At 61.2% G+C, this 17,480-nt stretch carries 18 protein-coding genes and 1 pseudogene; 8 read left to right on the forward strand and 11 right to left on the reverse strand.

Going from position 1 to position 17,480, the window contains the following annotated elements; translation table 11 throughout:
- The first annotated feature begins 113 nt into the window (after positions 1–113).
- Both Q362_RS24750 and Q362_RS24575 read left to right on the forward strand, forming a co-directional pair.
- The gene (locus tag Q362_RS24750; RefSeq protein ID WP_281172899.1) at positions 114–218 is read left to right on the forward strand and encodes a PEP-CTERM sorting domain-containing protein; all 105 of its coding nucleotides are present in this window, start codon (positions 114–116) and stop codon (positions 216–218) included.
- 328 nt (positions 219–546) lie between these two features.
- Positions 547–1,125 carry a PEP-CTERM sorting domain-containing protein gene (locus Q362_RS24575; protein WP_245590241.1) on the forward strand — a complete coding sequence of 193 codons (579 nt, stop codon included), beginning with the start codon at positions 547–549 and terminating at the stop codon, positions 1,123–1,125.
- A gap of 60 nt (positions 1,126–1,185) precedes the next feature.
- On the opposite strand, the gene Q362_RS24320 is transcribed toward Q362_RS24575, so the two are convergent.
- Positions 1,186–1,524 (reverse strand): hypothetical protein, encoded by a 339-nt coding sequence (locus Q362_RS24320; RefSeq protein ID WP_211248509.1) that lies wholly within the window; start codon positions 1,522–1,524, stop codon positions 1,186–1,188.
- A gap of 395 nt (positions 1,525–1,919) precedes the next feature.
- Positions 1,920–2,738 carry a PEP-CTERM sorting domain-containing protein gene (locus Q362_RS24580; protein WP_028319279.1) on the reverse strand — a complete coding sequence of 273 codons (819 nt, stop codon included), beginning with the start codon at positions 2,736–2,738 and terminating at the stop codon, positions 1,920–1,922.
- A gap of 504 nt (positions 2,739–3,242) precedes the next feature.
- On the opposite strand from Q362_RS24580, the gene Q362_RS0114560 reads away from it, so the two are divergent.
- Positions 3,243–3,851: a PEP-CTERM sorting domain-containing protein gene (locus Q362_RS0114560; protein ID WP_028319280.1), complete on the forward strand. Its 609-nt coding sequence runs from the start codon at positions 3,243–3,245 to the stop codon at positions 3,849–3,851.
- 93 nt (positions 3,852–3,944) lie between these two features.
- On the opposite strand, the gene Q362_RS24755 is transcribed toward Q362_RS0114560, so the two are convergent.
- From Q362_RS24755 to Q362_RS0114575, 4 genes and pseudogenes are all read right to left on the reverse strand, one after another.
- Complete coding sequence (locus Q362_RS24755; RefSeq protein WP_281172900.1) at positions 3,945–4,088, reverse strand: type II toxin-antitoxin system PemK/MazF family toxin; 144 nt, start codon at positions 4,086–4,088, stop codon at positions 3,945–3,947.
- A gap of 92 nt (positions 4,089–4,180) precedes the next feature.
- Positions 4,181–4,261: pseudogene (locus Q362_RS24880) on the reverse strand (type II toxin-antitoxin system PemK/MazF family toxin); the annotation flags it as partial.
- Positions 4,262–4,368: 107 nt separating this feature from the next.
- Positions 4,369–4,764, reverse strand: a complete 396-nt coding sequence (locus Q362_RS0114570; RefSeq protein WP_028319281.1) for a PGPGW domain-containing protein — start codon at positions 4,762–4,764, stop codon at positions 4,369–4,371.
- Positions 4,761–5,354 (reverse strand): nitroreductase family protein, encoded by a 594-nt coding sequence (locus Q362_RS0114575; RefSeq protein WP_028319282.1) that lies wholly within the window; start codon positions 5,352–5,354, stop codon positions 4,761–4,763. Before Q362_RS0114575 ends, Q362_RS0114570 begins: the two co-directional genes overlap by 4 nt.
- Positions 5,355–5,652: 298 nt before the next feature.
- Here Q362_RS0114575 and cdaA point away from each other — a divergent pair, with 298 nt between their 5' ends.
- The 3 genes from cdaA to glmM all read left to right on the forward strand — a co-directional run bounded on the left by cdaA (position 5,653) and on the right by glmM (position 8,799).
- Positions 5,653–6,462, forward strand: a complete 810-nt coding sequence (gene cdaA / locus Q362_RS20925) for a diadenylate cyclase CdaA (RefSeq protein WP_035216930.1) — start codon at positions 5,653–5,655, stop codon at positions 6,460–6,462.
- Positions 6,446–7,381: a CdaR family protein gene (locus Q362_RS20930; protein WP_051554360.1), complete on the forward strand. Its 936-nt coding sequence runs from the start codon at positions 6,446–6,448 to the stop codon at positions 7,379–7,381. The genes cdaA and Q362_RS20930 overlap by 17 nt, the downstream gene beginning before the upstream one ends.
- Before the next feature lie 65 nt (positions 7,382–7,446).
- Positions 7,447–8,799 (forward strand): phosphoglucosamine mutase, encoded by a 1,353-nt coding sequence (glmM, locus tag Q362_RS0114590; RefSeq protein ID WP_028319283.1) that lies wholly within the window; start codon positions 7,447–7,449, stop codon positions 8,797–8,799.
- A gap of 78 nt (positions 8,800–8,877) precedes the next feature.
- On the opposite strand, the gene Q362_RS0114595 is transcribed toward glmM, so the two are convergent.
- The 5 genes from Q362_RS0114595 to Q362_RS0114615 form a co-directional block, all read right to left on the reverse strand.
- Positions 8,878–10,062: a pyridoxal phosphate-dependent aminotransferase gene (locus Q362_RS0114595; protein ID WP_028319284.1), complete on the reverse strand. Its 1,185-nt coding sequence runs from the start codon at positions 10,060–10,062 to the stop codon at positions 8,878–8,880.
- A 100-nt stretch (positions 10,063–10,162) separates the two neighbouring features.
- Positions 10,163–11,005: a DnaJ domain-containing protein gene (locus tag Q362_RS0114600; RefSeq protein ID WP_028319285.1), complete on the reverse strand. Its 843-nt coding sequence runs from the start codon at positions 11,003–11,005 to the stop codon at positions 10,163–10,165.
- Positions 11,006–11,070: 65 nt separating this feature from the next.
- Positions 11,071–12,600 (reverse strand): signal recognition particle-docking protein FtsY, encoded by a 1,530-nt coding sequence (gene ftsY / locus Q362_RS0114605; RefSeq protein ID WP_028319286.1) that lies wholly within the window; start codon positions 12,598–12,600, stop codon positions 11,071–11,073.
- Positions 12,600–14,978, reverse strand: coding sequence for an endopeptidase La (gene lon / locus Q362_RS0114610; RefSeq protein ID WP_028319287.1), 2,379 nt, complete (start codon positions 14,976–14,978; stop codon positions 12,600–12,602). The genes ftsY and lon overlap by 1 nt, the downstream gene beginning before the upstream one ends.
- A 1-nt stretch (position 14,979) precedes the next feature.
- The gene (locus Q362_RS0114615) at positions 14,980–15,423 is read right to left on the reverse strand and encodes an Hsp20/alpha crystallin family protein (protein WP_028319288.1); all 444 of its coding nucleotides are present in this window, start codon (positions 15,421–15,423) and stop codon (positions 14,980–14,982) included.
- A 364-nt stretch (positions 15,424–15,787) separates the two neighbouring features.
- Here Q362_RS0114615 and Q362_RS20935 point away from each other — a divergent pair, with 364 nt between their 5' ends.
- Both Q362_RS20935 and Q362_RS0114625 read left to right on the forward strand, forming a co-directional pair.
- Entirely contained in the window at positions 15,788–16,729 is a 942-nt protein-coding gene (locus Q362_RS20935) for an Mrp/NBP35 family ATP-binding protein (protein WP_035216934.1), read from the forward strand.
- A gap of 82 nt (positions 16,730–16,811) precedes the next feature.
- Complete coding sequence (locus tag Q362_RS0114625) at positions 16,812–17,444, forward strand: MBL fold metallo-hydrolase (RefSeq protein ID WP_028319289.1); 633 nt, start codon at positions 16,812–16,814, stop codon at positions 17,442–17,444.
- The last annotated feature ends 36 nt before the right edge of the window (positions 17,445–17,480 follow it).

The following is a 17,480-nucleotide window of genomic DNA, read 5'->3' on the forward strand; positions in this document are numbered from 1 at the left end:
TTATAGCATTTTCTGCTCCAACACGCTGTTTTTATATCATTTCATACCGATCTGAATTGGGCGCTTTTAACGCATAACTATCGGATACTCCCGATTTCAACGACATGGTATTGATGGTTGAATCCGTAAATCCTGTCCCCGAACCGGCCACCATGCTGCTCTTCGGTACCGGCCTGCTCGGCTTGGCTGGCGTAGCCCGCCGGAGAAAAGACAGTTAAGCGGATTTTCAATCCACGCTGTACCCCAGCCCGGCAGCACTCCTGCCGGGCTTTTTCTTTTTTTCAAAAAAGTCTATGCGATGCGGAATACCATTTTCTCCCACCAGACTCGCTTTGCTAGCGGCGAGACGGTGGACCGTTCGCCTCCTCTCCGGGTGTAGAATAAAGGGATCAACACGTTTTCCGAAGAAAGATATGCTCTCTGGTTTGCTCGTTTCCGATTCCTTGTCAATTCCCCAAAAAACAATCAATATCAAAAAACGGAATGAATGTTGCAAAAAAAATACAACTTTACCATTTTTTACTCAACAATATAAAGGAGGGAAGTATGAAGAAAGTATTGTCGGCGGTAGCCTGTGCAGTGGCAATGGGTTGGGCAGGGAGTGCGATGGCGTTAACATTTACAAACGTAGCGGATCTTGGTGGTGTCAAACTTGCTGAAGGCCCGGTTGCGGACATATTTTATCATGAATCTTATAACTATTCTCATGCTACACCAAGTGATTTTGAAGTTCCATGGGATGTTGTCACCTCCGCTACCCTGACAATAAAAGGGTACTGGATTGACAGTGAAAATAATTCAGTAAACGTGGAGTCAACGTACGTAGGCACGTTGCAAACTGGTGGAGAGTACGGATCATTTCTTTGGTGGAGCTGGGACAATCCTTCTGTTACAACTCTGGATATCGCTTCTGTGTTCACTACGTGGACAACTGGTAGTGATTTGGATGTAACCATCACTGCAAATGGAGCTTTTCCAGATGGGATTCTTGAATTATCCTCGTCTACTTTTTCGTTAGTTTATGAAAACGGAACAGCTCCTGTTCCCGAACCCACCACCATGCTCCTGTTCGGTACCGGCCTTGCCGGTTTGGCCGCTGTGGGCCGGAGACGGCGGCAGAACTAAGCTCCAGCGCCGACAAATCGCAAAAAAGCCTGGCCTCAAAAAGGTCGGGCTTTTTTGTTTTCAGCATTCGGCTTTTCCGCACAAACGTCTCCGAGGTTTGACGTTTTTGGCTGCGGCAAAAAGGGAAAATCCGGAAATATGGAAAAAAATGCGGAAAAATTTACAATTTTCAAATGATTTAAAATCATTACGCACGAAACAACCCTGCTCGTTGCATGCGCTCCTCGGAAAATGGACTGGTAGACCGTGTTCTTCCACAAGCATCAACGTTTCCGGCAAAACGAAGAGCCTGACCGACTGCGCCATCCTGACCAGTGCAGCGGTGTGCTGACGCCCCAATCTTTCATCTTGCCCCAGGTAACGGACGTGCAGGCGGTGCAATTGACAGCGCAATCGCACGGTGTGTCATCTTCCTCGGCCAGAAGACCCCGGATGGGACATCATCGATGATGGTGGTCATGGAGGTGGCGATCACTTTGCCGGGATATTCCAGCACGGAATTTCAGGCCACAGCCAAACCGGTGCCGCTGATCGGGTGGAGAGAACCTGTGCGCCATCGAACTTCACCGGGTTTCATGCACTACCCTGCCTCTGCTCCGCTCCTCAAACCGGAAATGCATCGGCGGAAACCCGGCTGCCGCTCATGTTCGGCTGATAGTGCCGTACCAATTACGCTTCCTTGTGACGATCGCACGCGCCCGCCTTGCGGTTGACCCTTTCTTTCCGCCGCACACCAAAAAAAAGAGCAAGCCGGATTCGGCTTGCTCCAGAAAAAAAACAGGTGAACGGGATGGCTACATGGCGGTTCCCCGCCGGCGGGCAAAACCCGCCAATCCGGCAAGACCGGCGCCAAAGAGCAGCATGGTCGTCGGTTCGGGGACCGGTGTCGAAACCGGATCCACCGTGGCCAACCCCTTCACGACATCATTGCCGCACGACATGGTCCAATGGGTTCCCAGGGTGAATCCATCGACGGCCCAATCGGCGCCAAGAAGAGTTGCGAGATCGAGTTCGACAATCGTCCAATAGGAACGCTGCTTGCCTTTGATACCATCGTTAACCGTGTCCGTATATTCTCCCCATCCACTGCTGATACCATTCTTCATCAGCACATTGTCGACTTCTCTCCCGTTCTGCACGAGATAGGGTCCGTACGCAGCATAAGGCTTATCCGGTGACTTTGTTTTTGTAACCTTTTTAAAGACCTCATCTCCGGTAGCCGTGCCCCACCCGCCATTTGTCTGAAAATCGACCGCATATTCATAGGTTGTGGGAGAATCGTCGAAGGAAAGGAACAGATCGCCGGAATAATACCACGAGCCCTCATACTTTTGTTTGCCGTCTTTCAGATTGAATCCTGTCTGCAATCCGATGGAAAGCGTATCGCCCTCGATCTTGTAAAAGAAGTATTCGGCATCAAAAGCCTGGCCGCCAACTCCGGGATACACCTCGCCCCTTTTTGCAACATAATCTTCCGGATGACCGTTATTCCCTGCCTGGACAGTCATGTCATTCCAACTGGCATCGAATGTTGAGAGTCTGTCTGCCAGAGCGGTATTGCTTACACCGAGCATCATGGCGGCAGCCGTCATTCCCATCAAAATCTTTTGCATCGTGTTCTCCTTCTCTTGCGAGCTTCGGGGAAGCGTCCATTCGGTGCGAGCCGATACCCTGCGTGCATGACGACTTGTCGTCCGGGGTATCGGCGCGCTGGAATGTCATTTTATTCTGCGAGATATATGCGCACGCCGTGCCAGATCGGCAATAAAAAAGCAACCGAGGCACCTGTGGCCAGGCAGTGTTTCCATTCCGACCGCACCCGAAAGATCCTTTCAATAATTGACGTAATAACAAATTGTTATAAAACAAAAACGGACGGTTTGATAGTCGCCCCCCCGATGCTCCATGCAACACTATCGGGATAAGCAGCGACTCGGCCGGCTTTCATTTTCCGGAAAAAAGAACGTTCATTGAGGATTATTCCGGAAAGAACAAAAAATAAACAGGGGCACACCATCATTTTTCGATGCATCGAACCTGTCGTCCCTGCACACCGACACGCTCAAGACAACACCCAACACACATGCTCCAGTATGACGAGGAGGGAAAATGAAAAAATGATCGTGCCCGCTGCATGCGCGGCACTCCTGGCATGGTCCGGATCGGCAGACGCCATCACCTACACGGATGCCCTGTACGGTGACCAATACGATATGCAGTTCGTCAGCCTCGGGTATGGTTGGGGGCAGATGTCGTCTGTTCAACTCGATTTCGACGTGACCGGTCCGGGAGGATACAATCCTGAAACCCAGCAGATCACATCCGGGTCCCTGAGCATTACGTTCGGGGACAACGACGGGTGGTATTGGGGCGCAAACGAGACCGTCATGGTGTTTGCCGGCATTACCGACGGCAATACGCTGCTGGCCTATCAGACCTATGATCTTGGCCGTCAGCCGGAATATTTTTGGCAACCGTATCCCGCCGGGTGGGAGTATGCGACCATGCATCTCGATCTTGCCGGACTCCTGCCGTACCTGCAGGACGGCACATTTTCATCGCTGGTCTTTTCCGTGTGGGAAGGCGACTGGGACAGCGATATCTACCTCAAGACGGCAACGTTCACCGTCGAGGCCATGCCGGTTCCCGAGCCGGCAACCCTGGCGCTTTTCGGTGCCGGTCTGATCGGTTTGCCAGGCATTGCCCGCAGAAAGAAAGTGTTCTGATCGGCCTCTTCCCTTCTTCACAAAAAATACCCGGCAATTGCCGGGTGTTTTTTTTATGGGCAAAGGAAACGCTCCTGCCCCCTCTCTTTTCCATCAAACATCGACATCCAAGGCGAAACGAAGGGCCTGCCCGACCTGCGCCATCCTGGCCGGCGGCAACGATGTGATCAATGCCCCGATCTTTCCCTCGGCAACGGTCTGCACGTGGTCGCAATTGACCGCGCAATCGCGCGGCATGCCATCTTCCTTGGCCGGAAACACCTCGGAGGGATGTCACGGATGGTGGTGGTGATGGGGGCGACGGTCACTTCGCCGAAATACGCCGGCACGGGATTTCTGGTCAGGATCAGGACCGGCCGCTGTTTATCGGGCGGAGAGAACGTATACCATCGAACTTCTCCGCATTTCATTCGTCACCCCGCCTCTGCTCCGGCTCCCGAGCCGCGCCGAGCGAAACGGCGAAGAACAAGGCGGTCCGCCGCATCCAAGAACGCAGGCTTTCTCCACTCCTTTTTCTTTATTTGAACACGAATTCCGCCTTGCCCTGCTTCCGCCGCACCCAATTCAACGCCGTCTGGATGTGGCCGTTGTCGACCAGCTTGTCGAGGAGGCGGCGCTTGCCGGGCACGTCCATCAGGCAGATGGCGACGAGGATGGTGAGCAGGCCCTGGCCCGGCAAAAACAGCATGGCGACGCCGGCCACGAGCAGGCAGAACCCGAGGCCGTTGCGCGCGAGCCAGATCGCCAGGGCCAGCGCCGGGTGCCGCCGGTGGCGGGCGTCGACCCGCTGCCAATGGGTGACGAAATAGTCGGGCCGCATCCGGCCGATCAGCCAGGGCACGGCGACGAGGCTGCCGACAAAGGCGACGAACGAGAACAGACCGAGCAGTTGCAGCATGGCCGTCTGACTCATGCCGCCGGCGGGTCGACCAGCATGTCGGCCAGCGGCCGCTTGGGCACATGGTGCACGCCCTGCTCGTCGTGCCAGTAACGGATATCGCCGTCCGGGCCGACCTCTTCCAGCACCACGGTCTCGGCCGGATAGCCGAGGGCCAGCACCAGCAGCACCTTGAACCGGTCTTCCAGCCCGAGCAGCCGGCGGACCTTGTCCGGGGAAAAGGCCCCGATGCGGCAGCCGAACAGCCCGTGCGTGGCCGCGCCGAGGAGCAGGTTCTGGGTGGCGATGCCCAGATCGAAATGGACCTCGGTCTCCGGCCCACGCGCCAGGGTGGCATCGAGCAGGCAGACGATGTAGGCGGACGGCCGTTCCCCCGGCCCCGGCCCGGGCCAGTCGCGCAGATACCCGGCCCAGCCGAGCAGGGGGAAGAGCCGCCCGCGCAGGGCCTCTTCGGTGACGATCATGTATTTCAGCGCCTGGGCGTTGCGCGCCGAGCCGCCCAAGCGGGCGAGATCGACCAGTCCGCGCAGGAGCGGTGCTTCGACAGCCTTCTTTTCCTCAAAACGGCGCACGGTTCGCGTCCGGCGCACCAGTTCCTCGATCATGGGTTCTCCTTTCCTTTCAGCTCGAATGCCACGCGTTGGCATGGCACCGCCGGCCCGCCGCTCCCGCCAAAGCGAGCACGCCATCTTCCCACGGCGAGCCGGCCGTTATGAGATTTTCCCCCGCCTAGTGCCCGGCCCCGGCGGAAGGCTTTCTTGAAGCGCCGACAACGGCATTCCCGTCAATTGCCAACAAAAGCCGCAAGCTACGGAGGAAAAAGAACTTTTCCCCTGTTCAAGCGGCAGCCGGCGTGCTACAAACAGATACTTGATTTCCTCAACGTTTTGCGCATCGTCTGGCATGCTCGACGCGATCCACTCCATCCGACTGCTGGATATCCTCGATATCCTCATCGTTTCGTACATCATCTACCGGACCATGCTGCTCATCCGCGGCACCCGGGCCGTGCAGATGCTGGTCGGCATCGCCCTCATTATTATCATCTATGTCCTGGCGGGCAAGTTCGAACTCCAGACCCTGCACTGGCTGCTCAAGACCTTCCTCGGCTCGATCCTGCTGGTGCTCGTCATCCTCTTCCAGACCGATATCCGTCGCGCCCTCACCCAGATGGGCAAGACGCCGTTCCGCAAGGCCACCGACGTCGCCGAAAAGGACATCGAGGAAATCGTCCGCGCCGCCACCTACATGGCCAGGCGGCGGATCGGCGCCCTCATGGTCATCGAGCGCGACACCGGCCTGCGCGACCTGGTCGCCACCGGCCACCGCCTCGACGCCCGCCTGCGGTACGAGCTGCTGGTGGCCATCTTTCTCCCGGCCTCCCCCATGCACGACGGCGGCGTGGTCATCCACAAGGGCCGCATTCATTCCTCCGGCTGTCTGCTGCCCCTGTCGCAGAGCCAGCGCATCGACAAACGCTACGGCACCCGCCACCGCGCCGCCCTCGGCCTGTCCGAGGAGACCGACGCCACCGTCATCGTGGTCTCCGAGGAGACCCAGGAGATCTCCCTGGTCCAGCACGGCCGGATCACCCCCTTCCACGACGACAAGTCCCTGACCACCGCCCTCAAGGAGCTGCTGGCCCCGCGCGCCAAGACCGGCCGCTGGACCTCCTGGCTGGCCCAGTTGCGAAACCATGATACGAACGCCTGATCTCTCGTTTCTCAGCAAGCACTGGCTGCTCAAGCTCCTGTCCCTGCTCATCGGCGCCAGCCTCTGGTATTTCGTGGTCGCCGAGGACCGTCTGGACCTGACCGTCACCATTCCCCTGGAACTGCGCAACCTGCCCGCCAACCTCGTGATCGGCAATCAGTACAAAAAGGACATCGAGGTGGTGGTCAGCGGTCCACGGCGGCTGATCCAGGAGATGCGGCAACAGAACATTTCCCGCCCGGTCGACCTGAGCAAGGCCGAGCCCGGGCCGATGGTGGTGAAAAACGACGAGGATTCCATCCCCCTGCCCGGCGGCATCGCCGTGCAACGGGTGCAGCCGGCCAACATCACCCTGTTGATCGACCGGCTGGCCCGCAAGGACTTTCCCATCACTCCGGTGACCAAGGGCAAGCCGGCCGCCGGTTTCGTCTTCGAGAGCCTGACCCTCAACCCGCCGCAGATCACCGTGACCGGCCCCCAGACCGTGCTGGAGAAGGAGAACGTGCTGAAGACCTCGCTGATCGACCTGGACGGCCTCGACGGTTCCGGCACCTTTCAGGTGCATCTCGACCTGAACGAGGCCCTGCTCAAACTGATCGGCGAAACCGTGATCGAGGCCAATGTCACCCTCAAGGAGATCATGCTGAGGAAAACCGTGCGGGGTATCCCGGTCGGCAGCAGGGAACCCGAAACACCGGCGAAATTCGCTCCGGCCACGGTGACGGTCGAGGCGGACATCCCGGAACGGATCGTCCAGGTCACCCCGGAACTGGCCACGCTGTTCCGGGCCTCGGCCGGCGTGTCCGCCGACAGAACCGGCAACGAGGTCCCGGTGCAGGTGCGCGGGGTCAGCCTTCCGGGCCACACCCCCATCGTCATCCATACCGTCACCCCGGACAAGGTCCGGATGCAACCCTGAACAAGAGGCGTTTTGCCCGCGTCTTTCGTCTTTTCTCCTCCCTCTCAACCGCAAAGGATCGACCCATGAAAAAACTCTTCGGCACCGACGGCGTGCGCGGCGTGGCCAACATCTACCCCATGACCTCGGAGATCGCCATGCAGATCGGCCGGGCCATCGCCTTCATCGTCAAGAACCGGGTCAAGGGCAACACCATCGTCATCGGCAAGGACACGCGCCTCTCCGGCTACATGATCGAAAACGCCCTGGCCGCGGGCATCTGCTCCATGGGGGTCAACGTGCAGTTGGTCGGCCCCCTGCCCACGCCGGGCATCGCCTTCATCACCACCTCGATGCGCGCCGACGCCGGCGTGGTCATCTCGGCTTCGCACAACCCCTTCCAGGACAACGGCATCAAGATCTTCTCCGCCGACGGCTTCAAGCTGCCCGACGAGCTGGAGGCCGACATCGAGGACCTGATCTTCTCGCAGAAGATGGCGGCGCTCAGGCCGGTGGCCGACGAGATCGGCAAGGCCTCGCGCATCGAGGACGCCGCCGGCCGCTACATCGTCTACCTGAAAAACACCTTTCCCAAAAACTACGTGCTCGACGACTTCCACATCGTCCTCGACTGCGCCCACGGCGCCACCTACAAGGTCGCGCCCCACGTCTTCTCGGAGTTGGGCGCCAGGGTGACCACCGTCGGCGTCGAGCCGGACGGCAAGAACATCAACCACGAATGCGGCGCCCTGCATCCGGAGGTGATGGCCGCCAGGGTGCGGCAGTCGGGGGCGGACATCGGCCTGGCCCTGGACGGCGACGGCGACCGGCTGATCGTCTGCGACGAGCACGGCACCATCGTCGACGGCGACCACATCATGGCCATCTGCGCCAGCGAGCTGATGCACCGCCGCAAGCTGAAGAAAAAAACCCTGGTGGCCACGGTGATGAGCAACATGGGCCTGGAACAGGCCATGACCGCCATGGGCGGCCAGATGGTGCGCACCCAGGTGGGCGACCGTTACGTGGTCGAGGCCATGCGGGCCAGGGGCTACAACTTCGGCGGCGAGCAGTCGGGCCACCTGGTCTTCCTCGACCACAACACCACCGGCGACGGCACCCTGGCGGCCCTGCAACTGCTGGCGATCATGATCAAGAAGAACAAGCCCCTGTCCGAGCTGGCCACGATCATGACCACCTTTCCCCAGGTGCTGCAGAACGTGCGCATGGCCTCGAAGATCGCGCCGGAGCACATCCCCGGTTTTCCCGAGGCGCTGGACGAGGCGGAACGGCAACTGGGCGACCGGGGCCGCATCCTGGTGCGGGCCTCAGGCACCGAGCCGGTGATCCGGGTGATGACCGAGGGCGAGGACGAACAGGAGATCACCGCCATCGCCCACGAGCTGTGCGAGGTGATCCGCAAGGCGGACCGGGGATAGAAGGCAAAACGGAGGGCGGGAAAACAAAAAAGCCGTCTTCGCGAAGACGGCTTTTTTGCGTGCAGCTTCCGGCAGTTCTTACTTCCCGGCCAGGGCCATCGCCTTTTTGAACCCCTCGGCCGAGCCGGCGATCACCTTCTCGTCGACGCAGAAGGCCAGGCGGATATAGCCGGGCAGGCCGAAACCGCGGCCGGGCACGGCCAGGATCTTCTGCTCGGCCAGCAGGCGGCAAAAGTCGACATCGTCGATCGGTGTTTGCGGGAACAGATAAAAGGCCCCCTTGGGGCGGACATAGGTCATGCCCGCCTCATCGAGCACCCGGCAGAACACCTCCAGCCGCCGGGCATAGATCGAATTGTCCGCCGACACGTCCTGGAGTTGCGCCACCGCCCGCTGCATCAGGGCCGGGGCATTGACGAAACCGAGGATGCGGTTGGCCAGGGTCATCGCCCCGACCACCGCCGCCTTGTCCACCATGTCGGGATGGACGACGAGATAGCCGATGCGCTCGCCGGGCAGGGACAGCTCCTTCGAGTACGACGAGGCGATGATCACATTGGTGGTGGCGGGCATCAACGGCGGCACCTCATGGCCGTCGAAGACGATGTTGCGGTAGGGCTCGTCGGCCACCAGATAGATGGAGGTGCCGAACCGCTTGCCCGCCGCGTCGAGCATTTGGCCAAGCTCGCCGAGGGAGGCCGCCGAATAGATCTGGCCGGTGGGATTGTTGGGCGAGTTGATCAGCACCACCTTGGTCTTTTCGGTCAGGGCCGAGGCGATGGCCGCCAGGTCGAGGTTGAATTCCCTGTCCGTGGGCACGATCTTGGCCACGCCACCGTGGTTGTCGATGTAGAAGTGGTATTCGACGAAAAAGGGCGAAAGGATGATCACCTCGTCGCCGGGATCGAGCAGGGTCTTGAAGATGACGTTCAAGCCGCCGGCCGCGCCACAGGTCATGAGGATATCGTTTGCGTCCAGCCTAACGCCCTGCTCGGCGCCGAGCCGCCTGGCCAAGGCCTCGCGGACAAAGGGATAGCCGGCGTTGGGCATGTAGCCGTGCACGCCGGGTTGTTCGCTCGCGGCCAGGTCGCGGAGCACGGTGTAGAATTTGGCCGGCGGCGGCACGTCGGGGTTGCCGATGCTGAAGTCAAAGACCTTGTCGGCTCCGAACTCGGCCTTCATCCGCGCCCCTTCCTCGAACATCTTCCGAATCCAGGAGGATTGTTCCGCAAACGCCTGCATCTTCTTGGCTACACCGCTCATTGCACGTCCTCTCTCGTTTGTGTTGGTAAAACTCTGCCCGCAACCGTGTCGAAACGCCGGGAGCCCATATCTCAGGCTGGGTATCCCGACGCCCAAAAAACTATTTGCTGCCAGCGAATTTCTTCTCGAAGTAGCCGTAGGCCACGTTGATTTCCTTCATTTTCTCTTCCGCCACCTTCTTGAACTCCTCGCCCAGATGGCCGACCTTGTCCGGGTGATACTGCATGGACAGTTTCCGGTAGGCCTTCTTTATTTCGGCGAAGTCGGCGCCGGGCTCCAGACCGAGCACGGCATAGTACTGCTCCTCCATCTGCCCGGTGCTGGCGGCCTCCTGCCGCTGGCGGTACATGTACTTGGCCTCGATGGTCCGCTGATCGTAGACCGAAATCTCCAGCAGTTGGGCGACCTCGCGGGCCAGCCGCAACTCGTCGGCCGGCGGCGGCTGTTTGGTGTGGATGATCTGATAGATGAGTTCCAGGAGGATCAGCCGGGGTTCATAGGCGAAGCCGGTGCGGAATTCCTCCAGGAGGTGGCGCAGGTCGGCGGGATTCTCCCGGGCCTCCTTGACCAGTTGCTTCACCCAGAACATCTGGTCCTGGTTGTAGCGGAGATGGTACTGGAAGAAGTTGAGGATGGCCGTGAGTTCCGCCCGGGTGAAGTGGCCGTCGACCTGGGCGATCTTCACCAGGATGTTGATCAGCAGAAAAACAAAGCGGTTGTGGCTTTCGGTCTGCGAGGCCTCGTAGGTGGAAACCCGCTGGCGCATGTAATAGGAAAAGGCCCAGAAGGCGGCGACCAGCACCAGGATGCCGGCCAGGCCGGAGTAGAGGAGAAAGCCGAACAGATTGAGCAGGGCGGGTGCGCCGCCGGTGACCAGGGCCACCATGGCGAGGATCAGCAGGCAGCCGCCGCAACCCGGTTGATTATGATATCGATATTCCATTCCGTAGGACAGTGTAAGGCTGGATAGCCGTGATTATGCCGGTGGCAGGGCTCGGGCCGCGGCCCTCACTCCGCCTGGCCGGCAAAGAGGGCCTCGACGAATTCGCGGGCATCGAAATCGCGCAGGTCGTCGATCTGCTCGCCGATGCCGATGAACCGCACCGGAATCCTGAGTTCCCGGCAGACATTGGCGACAATGCCGCCCTTGGCGGTGCCGTCGAGCTTGGTCAGGGTCAGACCGCTGACACCCACGGCCTGGTGGAAGAGCTTGGCCTGGGAGATGCCGTTCTGGCCGGTGGTGGCGTCGAGCACCAGCATGATCTCGTGGGGAGCGCCTGGCATTTTCTTGCCGATGACCCGCTTGATTTTCTTGAGTTCTTCCATGAGGTTGACACTGGTGTGCAGGCGGCCGGCCGTGTCGATGATGATGACGTCGTGGCCCTGGGCGACCCCGTGGGTCAGGCCATCGAAGACCACCGAGGACGGATCGGCCCCCGGATTCTGGGCCACGGCCTCGACTCCGACCCGCTCGGCCCAGATCTTGAGCTGATCGATGGCGGCCGCGCGGAAGGTGTCGCCGGCCACCAGCAGCACCGACTGGCCGGCACGGACGAATTTGGCGGCGAGCTTGCCGATGGTGGTGGTCTTGCCCACGCCGTTGACCCCCACCACCATGATGACGAACGGGCCTTCCGCCGGCAGCACCAGCTCGGCCGGCGCTTCCGAGGCCTCGATATAGGCGAGGATCTGGTCGCGGATGATGGCCTTCAGGGCCTGGGGATCGCTCAACTGGTCGCGCTTGATCCGCCTGCGGGCCACCTCCAGCAGCTCCATGGTGGTGCTCACGCCGAGATCGGCGGTGATCAGGATTTCCTCCAGTTGCTCGAACAAATCCTGGTCGATTTCCTTCTTGCCCAGGAAGAGCCGGTCCAGGCGGTAAACCAGGGAGTCCCTGGTCTTGCCCAGCCGTTCCTGCAACCGCTGGAACAGGGATTTGGCGGCCGGTTTCTCCTGGGTCCGGACCGCAGCCCGCTCGACGGCCGACTCCGGTTCGATGTCTTCGGGTTCGGCTGCGGCGGCCGCGTCTTCGGGTTCGGCTGCGGCGGCCGCGTCTTCGGGTTCGGCTACGGCGGCCTCGTCTTCGGGTTCGGATGCGGCCATGTCGGTCTCGGGCTCGGCCACAGTCGTGCCGGCCTCGGGTGCCACCGGCGGGGCTACCGAGACACCCTCGCCCGGTTCCGGCAAAGCGCTGGCTGCCCCGTTCTCACCGGATTCCTCGACCTGAGCTGCCGGTACAGCCGGCTCCGGTGCGACCGGTACTTCCGGTTCCGGGACTGGCGACGCCTCCGCCGCCGGCTCGAGCGGCTCCGGTTCGTCCTCGGCACCCGCTTCGACCGGCGTCGCCGCCTCGACAGAGGCCGCCGGCGCTGCCTTGGACTCGCCGCCCTCCGGTGCTGCCACGGCAGGCGCCGCCGCTTCCTCCTCAACGACAGGGGCGTTTTCCTCGCCGGCGGATTCCCGGACCCCCTCTTCGGGCTCCACCGACTCGGGCGCGTCTGGCTGCTTGCCGAACTTTTTCTTGAACCAGCCCAGCATCAGCTCTGCGCCTCGCTCTTCTCCAGGGCGATTTCCAGGACCTCACGGATAGTGTGGGGATAATGGAAGATGACTCCCTTGCGGATATCCTCCGGGATTTCCAACACATCCTTTTCGTTGAGCACCGGCAGGATCAGTTCCCTGATCCCCGCCCGCAACGCGGCCAGCACCTTTTCGCCGATGCCGCCCACCGGCAGGACATCGCCGCGCAGGGTGATCTCGCCGGTCATGGCCACATCCTGGCGCACCGGCCGCCCCAGGATTACCGACACCAGCGACGAGACCATGGCCACGCCGGCCGACGGTCCGTCCTTGGGAATGGCGCCTTCCGGAACGTGCACGTGCAGGTCGATGCCGGCGAACAGGTCCTCGTCCACACCCAACTCCTGGGCATGGGCCTTAATATAGGTGAGCGCCGCCGTGGCCGATTCTCTCATCACCTCGCCGAGCTTGCCGGTCAGGGTCAGGCCGCCCCGGCCCTTCATCTTCGAGGTCTCGATGAACAGGATCTGGCCGCCCACCGGCGTCCAGGCCAGACCGGTGGCCAGGCCGGGCCCCCAACTGCGGGCCTTCATCTCGGGATAGAAGCGCTGCGGACCGAGGAAATCGTACAGTTTCTCGGGCGTGACCACCATCTTCTCGGTCCGGCCCCGGGCGATCTCGGCGGCGGTTCCCCGGCAGATGGCAGCGATCTCCCGTTCGAGATTGCGCACGCCGGCCTCGCGGGTATAGGAGGAAATCAGGGCCTCGACGGTGGCCGCCGGCACCTCCAGATCGTCGGCGCTCAGGGCATGGGCCTCCAGCTGTTTGGGCAGGAGGTGGCGGCTGGCAATGGCCACCTTCTCCTCCTGGGTGTAGCCGGAGAGTTCGACCACCTCCATGCGGTCGCGCAGCGGGCCGGGGATGGTGTCGAGGACGTTGGCCGTGGCGATGAACATCACTTTGGACAGGTCGAACTCGATATCGAGGTAATGGTCGGTGAAGGTCGCGTTCTGTTCCGGGTCCAGGACCTCGAGCAGGGCCGAGGAGGGATCGCCCCGGAAATCGTTGCCCAGCTTGTCGATCTCGTCGAGGAGAAAGACCGGGTTGTTGGAGCCGGCCCGTTTCAGGCTCTCGATGATCCGGCCGGGCAGGGCGCCGATGTAGGTGCGGCGGTGGCCGCGGATCTCGGCCTCGTCACGGACGCCGCCCAGGGCGATGCGCACGAACTTGCGGTTCATGGTCCGGGCGATGGACTGACCGAGCGAGGTCTTGCCCACGCCGGGCGGGCCGACGAAGCAGAGAATCGGTCCGTGGACGTCTTCTTTCAGTTTGCGCACCGCCAGGAATTCGAGGATGCGCTTCTTGATCTTTTTCAGGCCGTAATGGTCCTGATTGAGGTCGGCCTCGGCCTTGAGCAGATCGAGGGTGTCGGTGGTGGCGTCGGTCCAGGGCAGGTCGAGGATCCAGTCGATGTAGTTGCGCGACACCGTATATTCCGGCGACGAGGGCGGAATGCGCTCCAGCCGGGTCAGCTCCTTGTCCACCACGGCCCGGGCCTGGGGGCTGAGCCCTTTTTCCGCCACCCTTTCCTTCAGCTCCCTGACTTCGACCTTGTCGTCGTCGCCCTCGCCCAGTTCCTTGCGGATGGCCTGCAACTGCTGGCGGAGGAAGAACTCGCGCTGGCGCTCGTCCATGTCCTTTTTCATCGAGGCCTGCAACTGGTTGCTCATCTCGACGGTTTCCAGCCGCTTGGTCAGTTCCCTGGCCACGCGATGGAGGAGATCGTGCAGGGGGGTGATCTCCAGAATCTCCTGCTCCATCTCGATCTTCAAATTCAACTGCGAGCTGACCAGATAGGCCACGTAGAAGGGATTGGTCAGGCTATTGATGGTGGCCACCAACTCCTGGGGCAGCTCGGTGGAGCCGACCAGCTTGGCGAACTGGGCGCGGATATTGAAGAGCAGCGCCTCGATCTTCTTGTCCTCGACAATCTCCATCGGCACCTCGACCACCCTGGCCCGCAGGTAAGAGGTGGATTCGACGAATTCGCTGACGGCGAACTTCTTGGTGCCGCTCACCAGAATCTGATAGTGCCCTTCCTGGGCCTTGTTCAGCTTGTGCAGATAGCCGACCACGCCCACCTTGTAGAGGTCGTCGGGACCGAGCGCGTCGTCATCGGAAACCTGCTCGCGACGGCTGGGCACCAGCCCCATCATGCGGTCGCCGAGGAGGACGTCGTCGATCAGCTGTTTCGACGCCTCGCTGGAAACCTGCAACGGAAAACCCATGCCGGGATAGAACACGAACCCGTGCAGCGGTAGGATGGGCAGAATCTCGGGAATGACCAGCTCGGAGGGATCCATTTTCTTCTGGGGCGCTTGCTGTTCGTTTTCCATATTATTCTCCAGGCGTTATCCTGATCTGTACCTTGCCCTTCCTGATCCGCTTCGGCAGGGTGACCATGAGGATGCCGTTGGCATAGGTCGATTCGATCCCTTCGACCTCGACCGCCGACGGCAGGGTCAGGGTACGCTGAAAGGTCCCCAACTCGATTTCCAACTGATGGATGCAGGCGATCGACTGGTGCGACGGCAACTGGCGCACGCCGCTGATTCCGAGCCGCTGGCCGTCCACGGTCACCCGCAGGCTGTCGTTCACGACCCCCGCCAGTTCGGCGTAAACATAGACACTGGTTTCCGACTCGTAGATGTCCACCGCCGGCTGCCAGCCCTCCGCCTCCATCGGCATCATCCGGGACAGCGACATGGAACGCAGGATGCGCCCCGTCTGCTGCTGCATCTGTTCCAGTTCCTCCAACAGTTTCTTGCTGAACGGATCCATCGGGACCTCCCTTGCGCCTTTCTCCGCAAAGCCTCTGGTTTGCCCGCCGCGGCTACCTCCCGCACGGGTATCGGATGCATCGGCGGACGCGACCGATTTGAGCCGGCCCGGTTCTGCGATACAAGTAAGCACTATAACTTTTCCGGCAATCATAACGCAACAAAAACACAGGGTAAATGGAGGCCGGCACCGGGACGTGGCCGCTTTGTTTTTTTCTTTGCTTTTCAAATGGCCGGCATTAATGTATAGCCCCACATTACGACGAGTTCGCATTCCCGCGACATCCCCGGATTTTTCCGGTAGATACAGCGCGGGTTTTCTTCTTTTTCCGGCATTTTTTTCCTTTCTTCTGTTGGAGGCAATTATGAGCAGTTCGTGTGGAAGTTCCTGCGGGAGCGATCAGAAGAGCAGTTGCGGTTCGGGCGATGCCCGGCTGGCGCAGCAGGACATCGCCATCACCAGGTCCCTGGGCAAGATCAAGAACAAAATTCTGGTGATGAGCGGCAAGGGCGGGGTCGGCAAATCGACCGTGGCGGTCAACCTGGCCCTGTGCCTGGCCAAGAAGGGCCACAAGGTCGGCCTGATGGATGTCGATCTCCACGGCCCGGACGTCTGCCGCATGCTCAACCTGACCGGCATCCTGACCGCCCCGGAAAATCCCGACGACCTCATCCCGCCCCTGACCTTCAACGACAACCTCAAGGTGGTCAGCCTGGAATACATGATGAAGAACCGGGACGACGCCATTATCTGGCGCGGACCGCTCAAGATCCAGGCCATCCGGCAGTTCGTGGCCGACATGGATTGGGGCGAGCTCGACTACCTGATCGTCGACGCCCCGCCCGGCACCGGCGACGAGCCCCTGTCCGTGGCCCAAACTATGCCCGGCGTCCACGCGGTGGTGGTCACCACGCCGCAGGCCGTGGCCCTGGCCGATGTGCGCAAGTCCATCAACTTCTGCAAGGCGGTCGACATGCCCATCGTCGGCGTGGTCGAGAACATGTCCGGTTTCGTCTGCCCGCACTGCGGCAAGACCGTGGACATCTTCAGCAAGGGCGGCGGCGAGCAGACCGCCCGCGATTTCGACCTGCCCTTCCTCGGCCGGGTGCCCATGGACCCGCGCGTGGTCATGGCCGGCGATTCCGGCACCCCCTATCTTTCCACCGACGAGGACAGTCCGGCGATCAAGGCCTTTGACGCCGTGGTCGCCGCCGTCGAGCAGCGGTTGCCGCCCGGCCCGGTCACCGTCAATCCCTTTGCCGCACCGAGCTGCGCCTGCGGTCCCAGCGGCTGCGGCGGCAAATAGCTTGTCAGCGTCGCGGCCGGAGCCCGACCGACTCCGGCCGCGACGCCTCCACCTTCGTCAACCATACCCAAGGGTCGTGGCCATGCTTGTCAAACAACTCACCGTCGGCATGATGGGCGTCTGCTGTTACGTCGTCTCCTGCGAACAGACCAAGGAGGCCGCGATCATCGATCCCGGCGGCGACGAGGACCGCGTCCTCGACTACTGCCGCGAACAGGACCTCAAGGTCACCCTCATCATCAACACCCACGGCCATCCGGACCACGTCTGCGGCAATGCCCGCATCCAGGAGGCCACCGGCGCCAGGATCGTCATGCATGCCGAGGACGTGGACTATTTCGGCGATCCGCGCATCAAGGGCTTCTTTTCCTCGCTCGGCCTGCCCGAATCGCCGCCGGTCGACATCACCGTCACGGACGGCGACACCATCGCCGTCGGCAACGAGCGCCTGCAGGTGATCCACACCCCCGGCCACACCCCCGGCGGCATCTGTCTGTACAGCCCGCCCCACTGCTTTACCGGCGACACCCTCTTTGTCGGCGCGATCGGCCGCACCGATTTCCCCGGCGGCTCCATGCGCCAGATGATCGACGCCATCAGGGCGCGGCTGCTGACCCTGCCGCCCGACACCGTCGTCTGGCCCGGCCACGGCTACGGCGGCTCGCAGTCCACCATCGCCCACGAGGCGAAAACCAACCCCTATCTCGATCTTTAGGCCTTTTAATGCCGGCTCTCCCCGCGAGGGCCACCC

The sequence above is a fragment of the Desulfobulbus elongatus DSM 2908 genome (genome assembly GCF_000621145.1).
Lineage (GTDB): Bacteria > Desulfobacterota > Desulfobulbia > Desulfobulbales > Desulfobulbaceae > Desulfobulbus > Desulfobulbus elongatus.

Excerpts from the sequence above, each read along its gene's own strand:
- Q362_RS24580 (WP_028319279.1), bottom strand. The coding sequence starts at position 2,738 with ATGCAAAAGATTTTGATGGGAATGACGGCTGCCGCCATGATGCTCGGT.
- Q362_RS24575 (WP_245590241.1), top strand. The coding sequence starts at position 547 with ATGAAGAAAGTATTGTCGGCGGTAGCCTGTGCAGTGGCAATGGGTTGG.
- Q362_RS0114575 (WP_028319282.1), bottom strand. The coding sequence starts at position 5,354 with ATGATCGAGGAACTGGTGCGCCGGACGCGAACCGTGCGCCGTTTTGAG.
- lon (WP_028319287.1), bottom strand. The coding sequence starts at position 14,978 with ATGGAAAACGAACAGCAAGCGCCCCAGAAGAAAATGGATCCCTCCGAG.
- Q362_RS0114625 (WP_028319289.1), top strand. The coding sequence starts at position 16,812 with ATGCTTGTCAAACAACTCACCGTCGGCATGATGGGCGTCTGCTGTTAC.
- Q362_RS20935 (WP_035216934.1), top strand. The coding sequence starts at position 15,788 with ATGAGCAGTTCGTGTGGAAGTTCCTGCGGGAGCGATCAGAAGAGCAGT.
- Q362_RS0114600 (WP_028319285.1), bottom strand. The coding sequence starts at position 11,005 with ATGGAATATCGATATCATAATCAACCGGGTTGCGGCGGCTGCCTGCTG.
- Q362_RS0114595 (WP_028319284.1), bottom strand. The coding sequence starts at position 10,062 with ATGAGCGGTGTAGCCAAGAAGATGCAGGCGTTTGCGGAACAATCCTCC.
- Q362_RS0114570 (WP_028319281.1), bottom strand. The coding sequence starts at position 4,764 with ATGAGTCAGACGGCCATGCTGCAACTGCTCGGTCTGTTCTCGTTCGTC.
- Q362_RS24750 (WP_281172899.1), top strand. The coding sequence starts at position 114 with ATGGTTGAATCCGTAAATCCTGTCCCCGAACCGGCCACCATGCTGCTC.
- Q362_RS0114615 (WP_028319288.1), bottom strand. The coding sequence starts at position 15,423 with ATGGATCCGTTCAGCAAGAAACTGTTGGAGGAACTGGAACAGATGCAG.
- cdaA (WP_035216930.1), top strand. The coding sequence starts at position 5,653 with ATGCTCGACGCGATCCACTCCATCCGACTGCTGGATATCCTCGATATC.
- Q362_RS0114560 (WP_028319280.1), top strand. The coding sequence starts at position 3,243 with ATGATCGTGCCCGCTGCATGCGCGGCACTCCTGGCATGGTCCGGATCG.
- Q362_RS20930 (WP_051554360.1), top strand. The coding sequence starts at position 6,446 with ATGATACGAACGCCTGATCTCTCGTTTCTCAGCAAGCACTGGCTGCTC.
- glmM (WP_028319283.1), top strand. The coding sequence starts at position 7,447 with ATGAAAAAACTCTTCGGCACCGACGGCGTGCGCGGCGTGGCCAACATC.
- ftsY (WP_028319286.1), bottom strand. The coding sequence starts at position 12,600 with ATGCTGGGCTGGTTCAAGAAAAAGTTCGGCAAGCAGCCAGACGCGCCC.
- Q362_RS24755 (WP_281172900.1), bottom strand. The coding sequence starts at position 4,088 with ATGCCGCGCGATTGCGCGGTCAATTGCGACCACGTGCAGACCGTTGCC.